A 14,830-nucleotide genomic window follows, 5' to 3' on the forward strand; every position below is an offset into this window, starting at 1 on the left:
CGATTCTAGTTCGGCCGGTCGCCCCCGACCGCGCGCTCGAGGGCGCGACGATCGGGCTTGCCGCTCGAGAGGAGCGGCAGCGCGGCCAGCACGACGACGCGATCGGGCGCGGCCGCCCGCCCCGCACGCTCGACGACCGCCCGCCGCAGCTCGAGCAGATCGGGCGTCGCGCCCGTGGTCACGACGACGGGCACCTCGCCCCAACGGGGGTGCGGGGAGCGCACGACGACGGCGGCGGCGAGACCGGGTCGTTCGCGCACGACGCGCTCGACCACCCCGAGCGAGACCTTCTCGCCGCCGGAGACGATGACGTCGTCGAGGCGTCCCGTCACGGTCAGCACGCCCTCGTCGGACACCGCGCCGTGGTCGCCTGTGCGGTACCAGCGGAGGCCGTCGCGCGTCGTGAGCGCCGCCTCCGTCCGCTCGGGATCGGCCAGGTACTCGTCGAACAGCGACGGCCCGCTCAGCTCGATCTGCCCGTCGACGATCTCGACCCGGGTGCGACCGACGGGCACGCCGTCGTAGACGCAGCCACCCGAGGTCTCGCTCGCCCCGTAGGTGCGGACGATCGGGACGCCGAGGAGGCGCGCTCGGGCGATCAGGGACGCCGGCGTCGCCTGCCCCCCGACCAGGACCGCCGCGAACCCGCGCAGCGACCCGACCACACCGGCGTCGTCGGGTGCGGACCCGGCCCCTGCGGCCTCGGACCCCGGCTCCGATTCGGCGGCGTCGAGCAGGGCCGCGAGCTGTGCGGGCACGAGCGAGACGTAGCGCACCGGGTGGTCGAGTCGCCGGGCCGCCCGGGCGAAGGCGCGCGGATCGAAGCCGCCCGGCCCGAGCAGCACCGGCTCGGTGCCGGCGGTGATCGACCGCACGAGCACGTTCAGACCGGCGATGTAGTGGGCGGGCAGCGCGAGCAGCCACTGACCCGGCCCGGACAGCGCCTGGTCAGCGGCGGCGGCACCGGCCAGCAGCGCGTCGGCGGAGAGGGCGACGCGCTTCGCGTGACCGGTCGACCCGCTCGTCTCGACGACGAGCGCGATCGCCACCGGGACGGTCGCGGGGAGGTCGTCGGGCACCCGGTCGTCGGTGCGGGGCGCGACGGCCGGGCCACCCGCCAGGGCGACCCGGAGCGCGTCGAGCACGGCGACCTGGTCACGGGCGTCGATCGGGCGGAGGGGGCGGGTCATGCGCCGCGCCTCCTCGGCTCGCGGTGTCGGCCTCGCGGCGCCCGACTCGCGAGCCCGGCGTCGACGACGGGCATCAGTACTGCCAGGGGAACGGCGACCAGTCGGGCTCGCGCTTCTCGAGGAACGAGTCGCGACCCTCGACGGCCTCGTCGGTGCCGTACGCCAGGCGCGTGGCCTCCCCCGCGAAGACCTGCTGCCCGACGATGCCGTCGTCGGTGGCGTTGAACGCGAACTTGAGCATGCGGATGGCCGTCGGCGACTTGGTGAGGATGGTGCGCGCCATCGCGAGGGCCTCGCGCTCGAGGTCGACGTGCGGGACGACGCGGTTGACCGCGCCCATCTCGTACGCGCGGTCGGCGCTGTACTCCTCGGCCAGGAAGAACACCTCGCGGGCGAACTTCTGACCGATCTGCTTCGCGAAGTAGGCGCTGCCGTAGCCGGCGTCGAACGAGCCGACGTCGGCGTCGGTCTGCTTGAACCTGCCGTGCTCGCGGCTGGCGATCGTCAGGTCGCAGACGACGTGCAGCGAGTGTCCGCCGCCGGCCGCCCACCCCGGCACGACGGCGACGACGACCTTGGGCATGAAGCGGATCAGGCGCTGGACCTCGAGGATGTGCAGACGCCCCGCCGACGCCGGGTCGGCCACATTCGCCTGATCGCCCTCGGTCTTGTAGCCGTCGCGACCGCGGATGCGCTGATCGCCGCCGCTGCAGAACGCCCACCCGCCGTCTTTCGCACTCGGCCCGTTGCCGGTCAGCAGCACGACGCCGATGCGGCTGTTCATCCGGGCGTGATCGAGTGCCCGGTAGAGCTCGTCGACGGTGTGCGGACGGAAGGCGTTGCGCACCTCGGGCCGGTCGAACGCGACCCTCGCCACCCGCCCGTCGACGCTGTGGTGGTACGTGATGTCGGTGAGGCCGTCGAACCCGTCGACCTCTCGCCACTCGGTGGGGTCGAACAGGTCGGAGACGGCGTCGCTCATGCGCCCCAGCCTACGACCGGGTGCCGACGTGCGGGTGCGGGTGACGGCGACGCGGTTCAGAAGGCGGGGAGCATCCGGGCGAGCAGGAAGACGAGCACGAACGGGTTCGCCAGCACGCTGAGCAGCACGGCCGCCACGGCGAACCAGCGACCGCGCCGGAGGACGACCGCGACGAGCGCGACGGCCCCGACGACGATCGAGGCCAGCATCGTCACGAGCGCGATCGTCGCGGCCGGGGTGACCAGGTCTCCGGCCAGGAGCGCCACCGCGATCCCGTCGAGGGCCAGCAGAGCGAGCGCCAGCACGAACGTCACGAGGCCGAGACGCGACGACCCCTCGGGCCGATCGCCGACCTCGACGCCCGAGGCGTCGTCGGCCAGGATGTCGAGGCCCTCCGGTGCGGCCGGGCGGGTGGTCGGGTCGTTCGCGTCGTTCTCTGCTGCGGCCATGGCCAACGACCCTACCGAACCCATGGGTCCGCGGGCGGGCGCCGTGCGCCGAGCCCGCGGTGCGAGACTGGCCCCGTGTCGAACAGCAGCCCCGCCCCGCGCGCCACGCCGCGCCTCCCCCCGCTCGCCGATCTGCTCGACGACGCGCACGTCGTGCGCCTGCCGCTCCGCACGAGGTTCCGCGGCCTCGACGCCCGCGAGGCCCTCGTCGTCGAGGGCCCGAACGGCTGGACCGAGTTCAGCCCGTTCGTCGAATACGGCCCCGCCGAGGCGAGCGCCTGGTTGGCGGCGACCATCGACTTCGGGTGGGGCGTCGAGCACGCGACCCGCGCCTCCTCGGTGGCGGTCAACGCGACGCTGCCGACCGTCGCTCCCGGCGATGTGCGGACGGTGCTCGACCGCTACCCCGGCTGCCGCACCGTCAAGGTGAAGGTCGCCGACCCCGGCGAGACGCTGCACGACGACGTCGCCCGCGTCGCCGCCGCCCGCGAGTACATCGGAGACAGCGGTCGCGTGCGCATCGACGCGAACGGAGCATGGACGGTCGCGCAGGCCGAGGAGGCGCTGGTCGCCCTGGCCCCGTACGCCCTGGAGTACGTCGAACAGCCGTGCGCCACGGTGCCCGAGCTCGCGGAGCTGCGGCGTCGCACCGCCGGGCTCGGCGTCCCCGTCGCCGCCGACGAGAGCGTGCGCAAGGCCGCCGACCCGCTCGCCGTCGCCCGGGCCGGGGCCGCCGATCTGCTCGTGATCAAGGCGCAGCCGCTCGGCGGGATCACTGCCGCGCTCGACATCGTCGCCGCCGCCGGGCTGCCGGTCGTCGTCTCGAGCGCCCTGGACACCTCGGTGGGGCTGAGCATGGGCGCCCACCTCGCCGCGGCGATGCCCGGACTGCGGCACGACTGCGGACTGGGCACGGCCGCGCTGCTGGCGGCCGACGTGACACGGTCACCGCTGCTTCCGGTGGACGGGGCGGTCGAGGTGCGCCGCATCGACGTCGACGTCGACCTGCTGCGGCAGCACGCGGCGAGCGACGACCGACGGGAGTTCTGGGTGGAGCGGCTCCGCGCCTCCTACGCCGTGCTGGCCGGCTGAGGGCGGCGGCACTGCGGCGGCGGTGCTGCGGCGGCGGTGCTGCGGCGGCAGCGGCAACGTACTGCGGCGGCGGCAACGCTGTGCGGCGGGTTCCCGTCATCCGGGGCGGGTCAGCGCTGACCCGCCATGGATGACGGGAACCCGCCCGACCCCGATCTACGCACGGCAGCGCGCGTCAGAAGCGGCGCGGGTCAGAGGCCCGAGTACGCGTGCAGACCCTTGAAGAAGACGTTGACCACCGAGAAGTTGAACATGACGGCCGCGAAGCCGATGATCGACAGCCAGGACGACCGCGAACCGCGCCAACCGCGCGTCGCCCGGGCGTGGATGTAACCGGCGTAGAGCACCCAGATGATGAAGGTCCAGACCTCTTTGGTGTCCCAGCCCCAGTAGCGGCCCCACGCGCGCTCGGCCCAGACGGCACCGGCGATGAGGGTGAAGGTCCAGAGGACGAAGCCGACGAGCGCGACGCGGTACGCGAGGTCCTCGAGACGATCGGCGCCGGGCAGCGTCTGCATGAAGCCGAGACCGGCGAGCTTCGCCTGCTCGCGACGAGTCTGGATCAGCTGGGCGATCGACAGGCCGGCCGCGATGGCGAAGAACCCGGTGCCGAGGATCGCGACGAGCACGTGGATGACGAGCCAGGCGGACTGCAGTGCGGGCTGCAGCGGCACGACGGCGACGTAGTAGTTGACCGTTCCGATGGCGAGCAGGATGAGGTTCAGACCCATCACGTACGCGCCGAGGAACGAGATGTCGACGAACTGCTTGACCAGCAGATACACGCCCACGATGATCGCCGTGCCGGTCAGCGAGAACTCGAACATGTTCGCCCACGGCACCCGCTCGGCGGCGACGCCTCGCATGATCACCGAGGCGACGTGGACGACGAGGCCGAGGACCATCAGCGAGGTGGCGACGCGTTCGAAGCGAGACGGACGGCGACGACCCGACGCGTCGGTCGTGTCACCGCCGACGGTCGTGGCTGGGCGGTCGAGCACCACGGTCGATGAGCCGCGTGCGGTCGAGGCCGAGGCCACCGGCGCGCGGCCGCCGTCGAGACGCGACGCCTCTTTCGCCGCGAGCTGAGCGTCGCCGGAGCGCTTCGCCAGGTCGAGCGCGTAGGCCACGAACGAGATCGTGTAGATGGCCATCGCCGAGTAGACGGCGACGAGCGAGTAGTAGGCGAGGTCGGCGGTCACGAGGAGAGCTTACGTCCGTCGGGTGCGGGCGACGACTCGTCGTCTCTCGACGTCGAAGCGGTTGTCTCGCCCGAGGCCACCGCCTTCGCCGCCTCGGCGGGCACGCCCAGCCCGGTCAGATGCGTTCGGGTGATGTCGCCCACGGCCCTCTCGAGGGTCGGATCCTCGCCGCGGGCGAGACCGGCGTACTCGAGCACGAGACCGGACCCGGTGTCTCGGGCCTTGACCCAGACGCGGCGTCGGGGCACGAACAGCGCCGTGAGCAGACCCGCGAAGCTGAGGCCGGCGAAGAGCAGCACCCACAGCTGCGACGGGTCGTGATGCACGTCGAACGACGCGAAGCGCTTGACGCCGTCGAAGGTCACGGTGCCCAGCCCGTTCGGCAGATCGGCGGTCTCACCGGGGGTGACGCGGATGGCGCTCGTGTCGGCGTCGGCTCCCGCCACCTCGGTCAGCCCCACGGTGTCGAGCGCGTAGACCGATCGCGGCACGCCGTCGTCGAGTCCGAGGTCGCCCGTGTAGACGTTGAGGCTGAGCACCGGGTTGAGCGTGTCGGGGTAGTTCGAGGCCAGCATGCCCGACTCGGTGTCGACCGCCGACGGGTAGAAGAAGCCGATCATGCCGAGCTGCTCGGGTGACGAGTCGGGCACCTTGATGACGCCCTGCGACATGAGGTTCGTGTTCTGCGGCAGGAACGGGACGGTGTCGCGGAAGGCGACGTCGCCGTCGCCGTCGCGCACCGTCACGTCGACCGCGTAGCCGTTGCCGAGCAGGTACACGTTCGAGCCGCCGATGGCGAGCGGGCTGTTGACCTTGATCTGACGCTTCTCGTCGTCGTCACCGTCTTGCGTGCGGGTCGTGACGTCGGCCGTGTAGTCGAGGGCCTGCCCGAGGGCGTCGCGGTTCTGCTCTTCGTAGTCGGTCGTGAACCGGTCGAGGGTGATGCTGAACGGGTCGAGCTGCGAGTCGTCGAACCACCGACCCGGGTTGAACGAGTCGTACGACCCGAGCACGTTCGTGAAGGTCTGCCCCTCGACGACGACGCGCTGACCGGCGTAGCCGAATCCTCCCCCGACGCCCACGGTCAGCAGCACGCCGACCAGTGCGGCGTGGAAGACCAGGTTGCCGGTCTCGCGCAGATAGCCGCGCTCGGCGCTGACCGAGTCGGCGAAGACCTCGGTGCGGTAGCCGGCGCGCTTCAGCTGCGCACGGGCCGCCTCGACGGCGGCGGCGGGGGTGACGGCGGGTCGACCCGCGCCTCCTCCGCTCTGATCGATCGTGACCGTGCGGTAGCCGGCGAGACGCGACAGCCGGGCCGGGGTCTTGGGCGGACGGGCGCGGAGGGCTTCGAAGTGGTGCTTCGTCCGCGGGATGATGCAGCCGATCAGCGAGATGAACAGCAGCAGGTAGACCGCCGAGAACCACGGCGACGAGTAGGTGTCGAAGACGCCGAGCTTGTCGAGGATAGGGAACAGATCGGGGTTGTCTGTGCGGTACTGCACGACACCGTTCGGGTCGGAGGTGCGCTGGGGCACGAGCGAACCGGGGATCGCGGCGACCGCCAGCAGCATGAGGAGGAACAGCGCCGTCTTCATGCTGGTCAGCTGCCGCCAGAAGAAGCGGAGGTAGCCGATCGGGCCGAGCCGCGGCTGCGTCACACCGTCGCCGCCCCGGCCCTCGGACGGAGCCCGGACCGAATCGACGTGGTCGCTCGGCCGCAGCGGGTCGGCGGAGGCGTCGGTCTCGTCGGCCGGCGTCAGCGGCTCGCGGTCAGACGATCGTGCCATAGCTCGCGATCACCGACCCGAGACGGGACATCAGATCGGACCAGAGGCCCGACACCATGAGCAGGCCGATGACGATCAGGATGGAACCTCCGACGATGTTGACGGCACGCATGTGCCGCTTGACGAACGAGATCGACCGCGACGCCCAGCCGAAGCCGAGGGCGACGAGCAGGAACGGCACACCGAGGCCGATGCAGTAGAAGAGGCCGAGCAGCACGGACTGCCCGAGCGACGCGGAGTCGAGGGACATGGCCGTGATGGCGGCGAGGGTCGGGCCGATGCAGGGTGTCCAGCCGATGCCGAAGACGATGCCGAGAAGCGGGGCCCCGGCCAGACCCGTGGCGGGCGTGACCGGCAGCTTCAGCGTGCGCTGGAAGAAGCCGAACTGCCCGATGAAGACGAGACCCAGCACGATCACCACCAGACCCATCAGCCGGACGATGAGGTCGCGCCACTGGATCAGCCAGAAGCCGGCGGCCGCGAACGCCAGGTTGGCCCCGACGAAGACGACCGTGAAGCCGGCGACGAACAGGAGCACCCCGAGCACGACGCGACGGCGGTCGCGCCGGGCGGCGGCGGACACGGCGTCTGGCGTCGGCGCGGCGTCGCCACGGGCGGCGGGGACCGATCGACCCGTGAGCCCGCCCACGTAGCCGAGGTAGCCCGGCACGAGCGGCAGCACGCACGGCGACAGGAACGAGATGAGACCGGCCAGGAGGGCGACCGGGAGCGCGACGGCGAGCTGTCCGCTCACCACCGCCTCGAAGAAGGGATTGCCCTGGTACACCTAGGACTGCTCGGCGAGGGTGTCGGAGACCAGGGTGTCGAGGATGCTCGGACCGTCGAGACCCCCGAGGATGCGCGCGGCGATCCGGCCCTGCTGGTCGAGGACGATCGTGGTCGGCACGGAGTTCGGTGCGATCGTGCCGGCGAGGGCCAGCTGCACGGCCCCGTCGTTGGTGTCGACGACCGACGGGTAGCCGACGTCGAAGGTTCGGGCGAACGCCTGGGAGGTCGCCGCCTGGTCGCGGACGTTGACGCCGATGAACTGCACGCCCTGATCGGCGTAGTCTTCGTTGACCTGCTCGAGGTCGGGGGCCTCGGCGCGGCAGGGCGGGCAGCCCGCATACCAGAAGTTGAGGACGACGACGTCGCCGTCGTAGTCGGATCGGGACAGCGTCTCGCCCGTGTCGGTCTCGCTGGTGAACTCGACGGGGTCGCCGCGGTCTTCGGGGGCGATCTCGGTCACGGTGCCGCTGCCCGAGATGTAGTTCTCGGTGGTGCCGTCGCCGAAGTCGGCCGCGAGGTCGTCGTTCTGGGAGGTGCAGCCCGTCACCGCGAGAGCCACGACGGCGGCGCAGGCGAGCGCCCGCGAGATCGTGGTCGACCGACGGGTGAGGGAGGTCTTACGGGTGCTCACACTGCTCCAAGATCGACGGCGGAATCGAGCAAGTCTCGCGCGGGATCCTGATAGCCCACCTCGACGAAGGCGTCGCCGCGACGCTCGAGGGTCGTGACGCTCGACAACGAGCACCGGCGGCGCCGGGGGTCGTGGAACAGACGGGCGCCGGTGACGCTGCGGTGCACCATCCAGATCGGCAGCTGGTGGCTGACGAGCACGACGTCGCCGGTGTCGACCGAGGCCCAGGCGTCTTCGACGGCCGCGAGCATGCGGGACGCGATGCTGACGTAGGCCTCGCCCCAGCTCGGCTTCAGCGGGTTGACGATCCACGGCCATTCGGCGGGGACCGCGAGCTGCTTGCGGATCGTGAAGTCGGAACGACGACCCTCGTACTTGTTGGCCGGCTCGACGAGGCGATCGTCGACGGCGACCGTGAGACCGAAGCGCTCCGCCCAGGGCGCGGCCGACTCGCGGGTGCGCTGGAGGGGGCTCGCGGTGACGGCGACGACCGGCGCACCCTGCTGCTGCAGCATGTCGGCCGAGGAGGCGGCCATCCGGTGCCCGAGATCACTGAGGCCGAAGCCGTCGAGACGGCCGTAGAGCACGTGCTCGGGGTTGTGCACCTCACCGTGCCGGACGAGGTGGATGTGCTGGGCGGGCATGCCCTCCAGTCTAGGTCGAGGCCCCGCGCACACCTCCCTCACGGGAACCGCAAAGATCCGACCGCCCTGTAAAGTCGAGCCTCGTGATCGAACGCACCCTCATCAGCGACCTCTCGCCCCTCCCCGACGGCACCGTGACGGTGGCGGGCTGGGTCGATACCGTCCGCGACCAGAAGAAGGTGCAGTTCGTCGTGCTCCGCGACGAGTCGGGCGCCGTCCAGCTGGTCCGCCCGCGCACCGCCGCCGACGTGCTCGCCGCGAACGGCGAGGTCGACGAGATCGCCGACGCCATCTCGGGTCTGGCGCAGGGCAGCTTCGTCACGGTGACGGGTGAGCTCAAGCACGACGAGCGAGTCAAGCTCGGCGGCATCGAGGTCAAGATCGCCACCCTCGTCGTCGACAGCGCCGCCGACCCCGAGACGCCGATCGCCCCCGACAGCGGCATCGACAAGCGCATGGACTGGAGGTTCCTCGACCTCCGAGTGCCCCGCAACGCCCTCATCTTCCGAGTCCAGACGACATTCGAGCACGCCATGCGCACCTACTGGGTCGAGCGCGGCTACATCGAGATCCACACCCCCAAGATCATGGCCTCGGCGAGCGAGTCGAACGCCGAGCTGTTCAAGGTCGAGTACTTCGAGGGCAGCGCGTTCCTGGCGCAGAGCCCCCAGTTCTTCAAGCAGATGGCGCAGAGCGCCGGCTTCGGCAAGATCTTCGAGATCGCACCCGTCTTCCGTGCCGACCCGTCGTTCACCTCGCGTCACGCGACGGAGTACACGAGCGTCGACGCCGAGATCAGCTACGTCGACAGCCACGAGGACGTCATGACGATGCAGGAGGAGCTGCTCGTCGCCGCCTTCACCGCGGTCGTCGAGAAGCACGGCCCCGAGATCAAGGAGCTCTTCGACGTCGACCTGACCGTACCGACGACGCCGTTCCCGCGGATCCCCCTCGCCGAGGCGAAGCGCATCGTCGCCGACCGCGGCTACGTCGTGCCCCGTGCCGACGCCGACATGGACCCCGAGGGCGAGCGTCAGATCGCCGCCTACGTCAAGGAGACGTTCGACCACGACTTCGTGTTCCTCACCGACTACGACGCGTCGATCCGGCCGTTCTACCACATGCGTCACGACGACGACCCGCAGCTCACCAAGAGCTACGACCTCATCTACAACGGCACCGAGATCACGACCGGCGCCCAGCGCGAGCACCGTGTCGACGTGCTCGAGGCCCAGATCCGCGAGAAGGGCATGAAGCCGGAGGAGCTCGGCGGCTACCTGGACTTCTTCCGCTACGGCGCCCCGTCGCACGGCGGATTCGGCATGGGCCTGGCCCGCGTGCTGATGCTCATGCTGCACCAGCCGAACCTCCGCGAGGTCACCTACCTCTTCCGTGGCCCCAGCCGCCTGACCCCGTAGGCGCCGGCCCCGGGCACGACGCCCGAGAGCATCGAAGGGACGACCCTCCGCCACGTTCGGCGGAGGGTCGTCCTTTCTCGTCGGTGGACCGACTCAGCCGGCGGTGGACCGGCGCAGGGCGGCGCGGAGTCGCTCGGGCTCGATGCGCCAGATGGTGTGGACCCGCTCGTCGATCAGCACGACGGGGATCTCTTCCGCGTACTCGGCCTCGAGCGCGGCGTCGTCGAGGATGCTCTTCTCGTCGTAGCCGAAGCCCCCACCGGCGAATTCGGTCTCGGCGAGGACCCCGTCGAGCGCCGTGCGGGCCTCGTCGCAGAGGTGGCAGCCGGGCTTGGTCAGGAGGGTGATGGTCGGTGCGCTCACATCTGCCACGTTAGCAAGCGGGGAACCCGTCGACGATCCGCCGGCGGGCATGACGATGCCCCCGCCGGCACAGGGCCTGCGGGGGCATCGACGATGTTGCGACTACTTCTTGTTGCGTCGCTGGTGACGAGTCTTGCGAAGCAGCTTGCGGTGCTTCTTCTTCGCCATGCGCTTACGACGCTTCTTGATGACAGAACCCATAGAGACCTCACTGATTTCTGGATTGGACCGACCGGGTCCGAATCAGAACCGCGGAAAAATACCTCGGGGCAGTCTACTAGGGCGACTGCCGAAAGTCGAAGTCGAGTCAGCCGACGTCGGCGATGCCCGTGCGCAGCACGGCCGCGACCGCCGATTCGGGGACACGGAACGAGCGCCCGAACCGGATGGCCGGCAGCTCTCCCGAATGCACCATGCGATAGACGGTCATCCGCGACACGCGCATCATGTCCGCCACTTCGGCGACGGTGAGAAACCTCACGTCCGACAGGTCGTCCGCCATGTCTCCCCCTCGTGTCCGACCCGGACTCCCCGAGTGGGTGCAGGCGCACGCGTGTGACTCGTGTGCCTGATGGTCACTCTAGGGGCGCACGTGACCTCGTGCAACGCTCATGCGCCGCCGCGACCCAGTCGCTTGCGGACGGGCTCGATCACGCGCTCGTCGAGCGCGCTCGACGCGTCGTGCAGGGCCGAGGAGGCGCGGTGCTGCGCATCGGCGACCGCGCGACCCAGCGAGCTGCCCACGTCGCCCGCGTCGGGGATGCTCTCGGCCGCCCGACGGAACGGGGCCGGCACGCTGGCCCCCGCCCACGCCGCGAACGCCCCGCCCGCGGCCGTGTCGATCTCCACCTCGACGCCGAGGAACGGGATGAGCCAGTCTTCGACGGTCTCGAGCGGTGCGGTGTCGATGCCGTAGAAGCGGTGCTGTCCACCCTCGCGCACGTGCACGAGCCCGGCGTCGCGGAGCACCCGCAGATGCTTCGACACGGTCGGCTGGCTGATGCCGAGGCGCGAGACGAGCTCGCCGACCGACACGTCGCCGGTGGCCGGATCGCCCGAGACGCGGGCCTCGAGCAGCACGGCCAGCAGGTCTCGGCGGGTCCCGTCGGCGATCACGGCGAAGAGGTCAGGCATGCAGCCACAGTATCGACGACCGGCCCGGAGTACCATGCACGGGTGACGCGCCCCTCCCCCGCCTCCCGGCGCATCCCGCGCACCGTCAGACAGGGACCCCTCCGTGTCGCGTCCCGCGGGCCGGTCCGCCGCATCACCGACTACGTCGACGACATCGGTCGTCACTCGCCCGCGCGCTTCGCGATCATGATCTTCACGGGTCTGATCCTGCTGTTCACGGCGATCTTCTCGTTGCCCGTCGCGGCGGCCGACGGGCGATCCACGCCCCTCGTCGACTCCCTGTTCACGGCGGTCTCCGTCATCTGCGTCACCGGTCTCGCGACCGTCGACATGGCGACGCACTGGTCGGTCTTCGGCCATGTCGTGATCTTCGTCGGCGTGCAGATCGGCGCCATCGGCGTGCTGACGCTCGCCTCGATCATGGGCCTGGTGGTGTCTCGGAAGCTGGGGCTGCGCGCCCGGCTGATGGCCGCCTCCGACAGCAATCCGCTGCGCGTGCACGCCGGCCCGGTGCCCGAGGGGCAGGCCGTGCGCCTCGGCGAGGTCGGCGGGCTGCTCGCCACGGTCGCCCTGAGCTCGGCCGTCATCCAGGCCGTGATCGCGGTGCTGCTGCTGCCGCGTCTCGTGATCGACGGCATCCCGATCGGCGAGGCGGTGCTCGACAGCTTCTACTACTCGGCGATGGCCTTCACGAACACGGGGTTCTCGCCGAACGCCGAGGGGCTCGCGCCGTTCGCCCACGACTACTGGTTCCTGACCCTGATAATGATCGGCGTCTTCCTCGGCAGCATCGGGTTCCCCGTCATCTACGCCCTGGCCCGCAACCCCTGGCACCCCCGCCGCTGGTCGGTGCACGTGAAGCTGACGCTCGTCACGAGCTTCATCCTGCTGTTCGCCGGCGCCCTGCTGTTCATCGTGCTCGAGTTCGACAACCCCGACACGTTCGGCGGCATCGCGGCGTTCCCGACGATCTTCCAGTCGCTCTTCCTGAGTCAGATGACGAGATCGGGCGGCTTCTCGACCATCGACATCTCGGATCTGAACGGCTCGTCGCTGCTGGTGACCGACATGCTGATGTTCATCGGCGGCGGCTCCGCCTCGACGGCCGGTGGCATCAAGGTCACGACCCTCGCCGTGCTCTTCCTGGCGGCGTTCGCCGAGGCGCGGGGCAACCGCTCGATGGAGGCCTTCGGGCGGCGCATCCCGAGCGACGTGCTGCGGCTGTCGGTCAGCGTCGTGCTCTGGGGCGCCACGATCGTCGCGGTCGCGAGCATCCTGATCATGCACATCACGAAGGAGCCCCTCGAGCACGTGCTGTTCGAGGTGATCTCCGCCTTCGCGACGTCGGGCCTGTCGACCGGTCTGACCGCCGACCTGCCCGACTCGTGCAAGTACATCCTCGCGGTCACGATGTGGATGGGCCGCGTTGGTACAGTGACACTCTCCGTCGCCCTGGCCGCCAGCCAACGGCGCCAGCTGTTCACCCGACCCGAGGAGCGACCGATCGTTGGTTGACAAGATCAAGCACGACGCCCCCGTCCTCGTCATCGGCCTCGGCCGTTTCGGTGCGGCGACCGCGGGTCAGCTCGAGCGCCAGGACCGCGACGTGCTCGCCGTCGACACCAGCGCCGGTCTCGTGCAGAAGTGGGCCGATCGGGTGACGCACGCCGTCCAGGCCGACGCGCGGAGCATCGACGCGCTGAAGCAGATCGGCGCCCAGGACTTCAGCATCGCCGTCGTCGCCGTCGGCTCGTCGATCGAGGCGAGCGTGCTCATCACCGCGAACCTCGTCGACCTCAAGGTGCCGCAGATCTGGGCGAAGGCGATCAGCCAGTCGCACGGGAAGATCCTCGCCCGGATCGGCGCCAACCACGTGATCTACCCCGAGCGCGAGGCCGGCGAGCGCGTCGCGCACCTCGTCTCGGGTCGCATGCTCGACTACATCGAGTTCGACGACGCCTTCGCGATCGTCAAGATGTACCCGCCGAAGCCGGTGCGCGGCTCGACCCTCGCGGCCTCGAACATCCGCAAGAAGTACGGCGTCACGATCGTCGGCGTCAAGAGCCCCGGCGGCGCCTTCAGCGAGGCGACCCCCGAGACCGTCATCAGCAACCACGACCTGATCATCGTGTCGGGCGACAGCACCGCCATCGAGAGGTTCGCGGCGCTCGAGGGCTGACCCCGAGAGGGCCGGGGGGCCGCGGTCGCTGCGACCTCGCGGAGACCGCAGCCGAGGAGGCGCGGGTCGGCCGGGTCAGCGACCGGCCGCGATCTCGCGGTTGCGTTCGAGTGCCGCCGCCGTCGCCCGGTCGAACAGGTCGGCGAGCCCGCCCGCGTCGAGCACGGCCACGGCCCGCTCGGTCGTGCCGCCCGGGCTCGTCACCCGGCGGCGCAGCTCGGCCGGCGCGTCGGCGGCCGGCCGGACGTCGCTCGCGGCGAGCAGCTCGCTCGCCCCGCGGAACGTGCCCTGGACCATCGTCGCCGCCTGGGCCGGAGTGAAGCCGAGCCCGATCGCCGCCTGCTGGAGCTTCTCGATCAGGAGGAAGACGTAGGCCGGGCCCGACCCGGAGATCGTGCTGAGCGCGTCGATGCGGTCTTCGTCGACCACCACCACCTCGCCGACGACCTCGAAGAGCGTGCGGGCCAGCGCGAGGTCGTCGTCGGTGGACCGCGACCCGGCGCTCAGCCCCGTGACCCCGAGCCCGACGACGGAGGGGGTGTTCGGCATCGAGCGCAGCACCGAGACGGTCGGAGGCAGGGCCGCCTCCATCGTCTCGGTCGTGATGCCGGCCGCCAGGCTGACGACCACCGCCCCGGGGTCGAGCGCCGAGCCGATCTCGGAGAGGAGGTCGACCACCATGTGCGGCTTGACGCCGATGAGCACGAGCTTCGCCCCGACGACCGCCGACGCGTTCGCGCGCGGATCGCTCTCGGTGGCGAGCGAGGTGACGGCGCCGTGCCGCAGCGCGACCGCCTTGGCCTCCGACCGGTTGGTGACCCGGATGCCGCCGTCGACGACGACACCGGGTCGCAGCAGACCGGACAGGATCGCGCCTCCCATCGAGCCGGCGCCGAGAATAGCTGTGGTGGGGAGCGTGGTGACCATCAGGCCATCCTAAGATCGACCCTGGCGACTCGAGGGGATCACG

At 70.7% G+C, this 14,830-nt stretch carries 17 protein-coding genes; 4 read left to right on the forward strand and 13 right to left on the reverse strand.

What is annotated here, in order from left to right; all coding sequences use genetic code 11:
- Positions 1 to 5: 5 nt before the first annotated feature.
- From ACZZY9_RS04950 to ACZZY9_RS04960, 3 genes are all read right to left on the reverse strand, one after another.
- The gene (locus tag ACZZY9_RS04950; RefSeq protein ID WP_463463214.1) at positions 6 to 1,190 is read right to left on the reverse strand and encodes an AMP-binding protein; all 1,185 of its coding nucleotides are present in this window, start codon (positions 1,188 to 1,190) and stop codon (positions 6 to 8) included.
- A gap of 73 nt (positions 1,191 to 1,263) precedes the next feature.
- Positions 1,264 to 2,172: a 1,4-dihydroxy-2-naphthoyl-CoA synthase gene (locus tag ACZZY9_RS04955; RefSeq protein ID WP_243215415.1), complete on the reverse strand. Its 909-nt coding sequence runs from the start codon at positions 2,170 to 2,172 to the stop codon at positions 1,264 to 1,266.
- A gap of 56 nt (positions 2,173 to 2,228) precedes the next feature.
- Positions 2,229 to 2,621, reverse strand: coding sequence for a hypothetical protein (locus ACZZY9_RS04960; protein WP_463463215.1), 393 nt, complete (start codon positions 2,619 to 2,621; stop codon positions 2,229 to 2,231).
- A 75-nt stretch (positions 2,622 to 2,696) separates the two neighbouring features.
- Here ACZZY9_RS04960 and ACZZY9_RS04965 point away from each other — a divergent pair, with 75 nt between their 5' ends.
- Entirely contained in the window at positions 2,697 to 3,713 is a 1,017-nt protein-coding gene (locus ACZZY9_RS04965; RefSeq protein ID WP_463463216.1) for an o-succinylbenzoate synthase, read from the forward strand.
- 191 nt (positions 3,714 to 3,904) lie between these two features.
- Here ACZZY9_RS04965 and ccsB read toward each other — a convergent pair whose 3' ends face one another.
- Genes ccsB through ACZZY9_RS04990 form a run of 5 tightly spaced genes read right to left on the reverse strand, consistent with a single transcriptional unit; the run spans position 3,905 to position 8,766 of the window.
- Positions 3,905 to 4,915, reverse strand: coding sequence for a c-type cytochrome biogenesis protein CcsB (ccsB, locus tag ACZZY9_RS04970; RefSeq protein WP_463463217.1), 1,011 nt, complete (start codon positions 4,913 to 4,915; stop codon positions 3,905 to 3,907).
- Complete coding sequence (gene resB / locus ACZZY9_RS04975; protein ID WP_463463218.1) at positions 4,912 to 6,702, reverse strand: cytochrome c biogenesis protein ResB; 1,791 nt, start codon at positions 6,700 to 6,702, stop codon at positions 4,912 to 4,914. Before resB ends, ccsB begins: the two co-directional genes overlap by 4 nt.
- Entirely contained in the window at positions 6,686 to 7,489 is an 804-nt protein-coding gene (locus ACZZY9_RS04980) for a cytochrome c biogenesis CcdA family protein (protein WP_192058826.1), read from the reverse strand. The genes resB and ACZZY9_RS04980 overlap by 17 nt, the downstream gene beginning before the upstream one ends.
- Complete coding sequence (locus tag ACZZY9_RS04985; protein ID WP_463463219.1) at positions 7,490 to 8,122, reverse strand: TlpA family protein disulfide reductase; 633 nt, start codon at positions 8,120 to 8,122, stop codon at positions 7,490 to 7,492.
- On the reverse strand, positions 8,119 to 8,766 hold the full coding sequence (locus ACZZY9_RS04990) for a histidine phosphatase family protein (protein WP_192058828.1): 648 nt from the start codon (positions 8,764 to 8,766) through the stop codon (positions 8,119 to 8,121). The genes ACZZY9_RS04985 and ACZZY9_RS04990 overlap by 4 nt, the downstream gene beginning before the upstream one ends.
- A gap of 83 nt (positions 8,767 to 8,849) precedes the next feature.
- Between ACZZY9_RS04990 and aspS the strand changes: the two genes are divergently transcribed.
- Entirely contained in the window at positions 8,850 to 10,184 is a 1,335-nt protein-coding gene (aspS, locus tag ACZZY9_RS04995) for an aspartate--tRNA(Asn) ligase (RefSeq protein ID WP_463463220.1), read from the forward strand.
- Positions 10,185 to 10,277: 93 nt separating this feature from the next.
- Here aspS and ACZZY9_RS05000 read toward each other — a convergent pair whose 3' ends face one another.
- The 4 genes from ACZZY9_RS05000 to ACZZY9_RS05015 all read right to left on the reverse strand — a co-directional run bounded on the left by ACZZY9_RS05000 (position 10,278) and on the right by ACZZY9_RS05015 (position 11,681).
- Complete coding sequence (locus ACZZY9_RS05000; RefSeq protein WP_463463221.1) at positions 10,278 to 10,547, reverse strand: glutaredoxin family protein; 270 nt, start codon at positions 10,545 to 10,547, stop codon at positions 10,278 to 10,280.
- A gap of 102 nt (positions 10,548 to 10,649) precedes the next feature.
- Complete coding sequence (locus ACZZY9_RS05005) at positions 10,650 to 10,748, reverse strand: 30S ribosomal protein bS22 (protein WP_003792170.1); 99 nt, start codon at positions 10,746 to 10,748, stop codon at positions 10,650 to 10,652.
- Positions 10,749 to 10,854: 106 nt separating this feature from the next.
- Positions 10,855 to 11,049, reverse strand: a complete 195-nt coding sequence (locus tag ACZZY9_RS05010) for a helix-turn-helix domain-containing protein (RefSeq protein ID WP_243215820.1) — start codon at positions 11,047 to 11,049, stop codon at positions 10,855 to 10,857.
- A gap of 107 nt (positions 11,050 to 11,156) precedes the next feature.
- Positions 11,157 to 11,681, reverse strand: a complete 525-nt coding sequence (locus ACZZY9_RS05015) for an ArsR/SmtB family transcription factor (RefSeq protein ID WP_463463222.1) — start codon at positions 11,679 to 11,681, stop codon at positions 11,157 to 11,159.
- Between the two features lie 72 nt (positions 11,682 to 11,753).
- Between ACZZY9_RS05015 and ACZZY9_RS05020 the strand changes: the two genes are divergently transcribed.
- A complete protein-coding gene (locus tag ACZZY9_RS05020) occupies positions 11,754 to 13,196 on the forward strand; it encodes a TrkH family potassium uptake protein (protein ID WP_463464640.1) in 1,443 nt (480 codons plus the stop codon).
- Positions 13,189 to 13,860, forward strand: a complete 672-nt coding sequence (locus ACZZY9_RS05025) for a potassium channel family protein (protein ID WP_192058839.1) — start codon at positions 13,189 to 13,191, stop codon at positions 13,858 to 13,860. The genes ACZZY9_RS05020 and ACZZY9_RS05025 overlap by 8 nt, the downstream gene beginning before the upstream one ends.
- A 75-nt stretch (positions 13,861 to 13,935) precedes the next feature.
- On the opposite strand, the gene proC is transcribed toward ACZZY9_RS05025, so the two are convergent.
- Positions 13,936 to 14,787 carry a pyrroline-5-carboxylate reductase gene (proC, locus tag ACZZY9_RS05030; protein ID WP_463463223.1) on the reverse strand — a complete coding sequence of 284 codons (852 nt, stop codon included), beginning with the start codon at positions 14,785 to 14,787 and terminating at the stop codon, positions 13,936 to 13,938.
- Between the last annotated feature and the right edge of the window lie 43 nt (positions 14,788 to 14,830).

This window comes from Frigoribacterium sp. AC394, assembly GCF_979258095.1.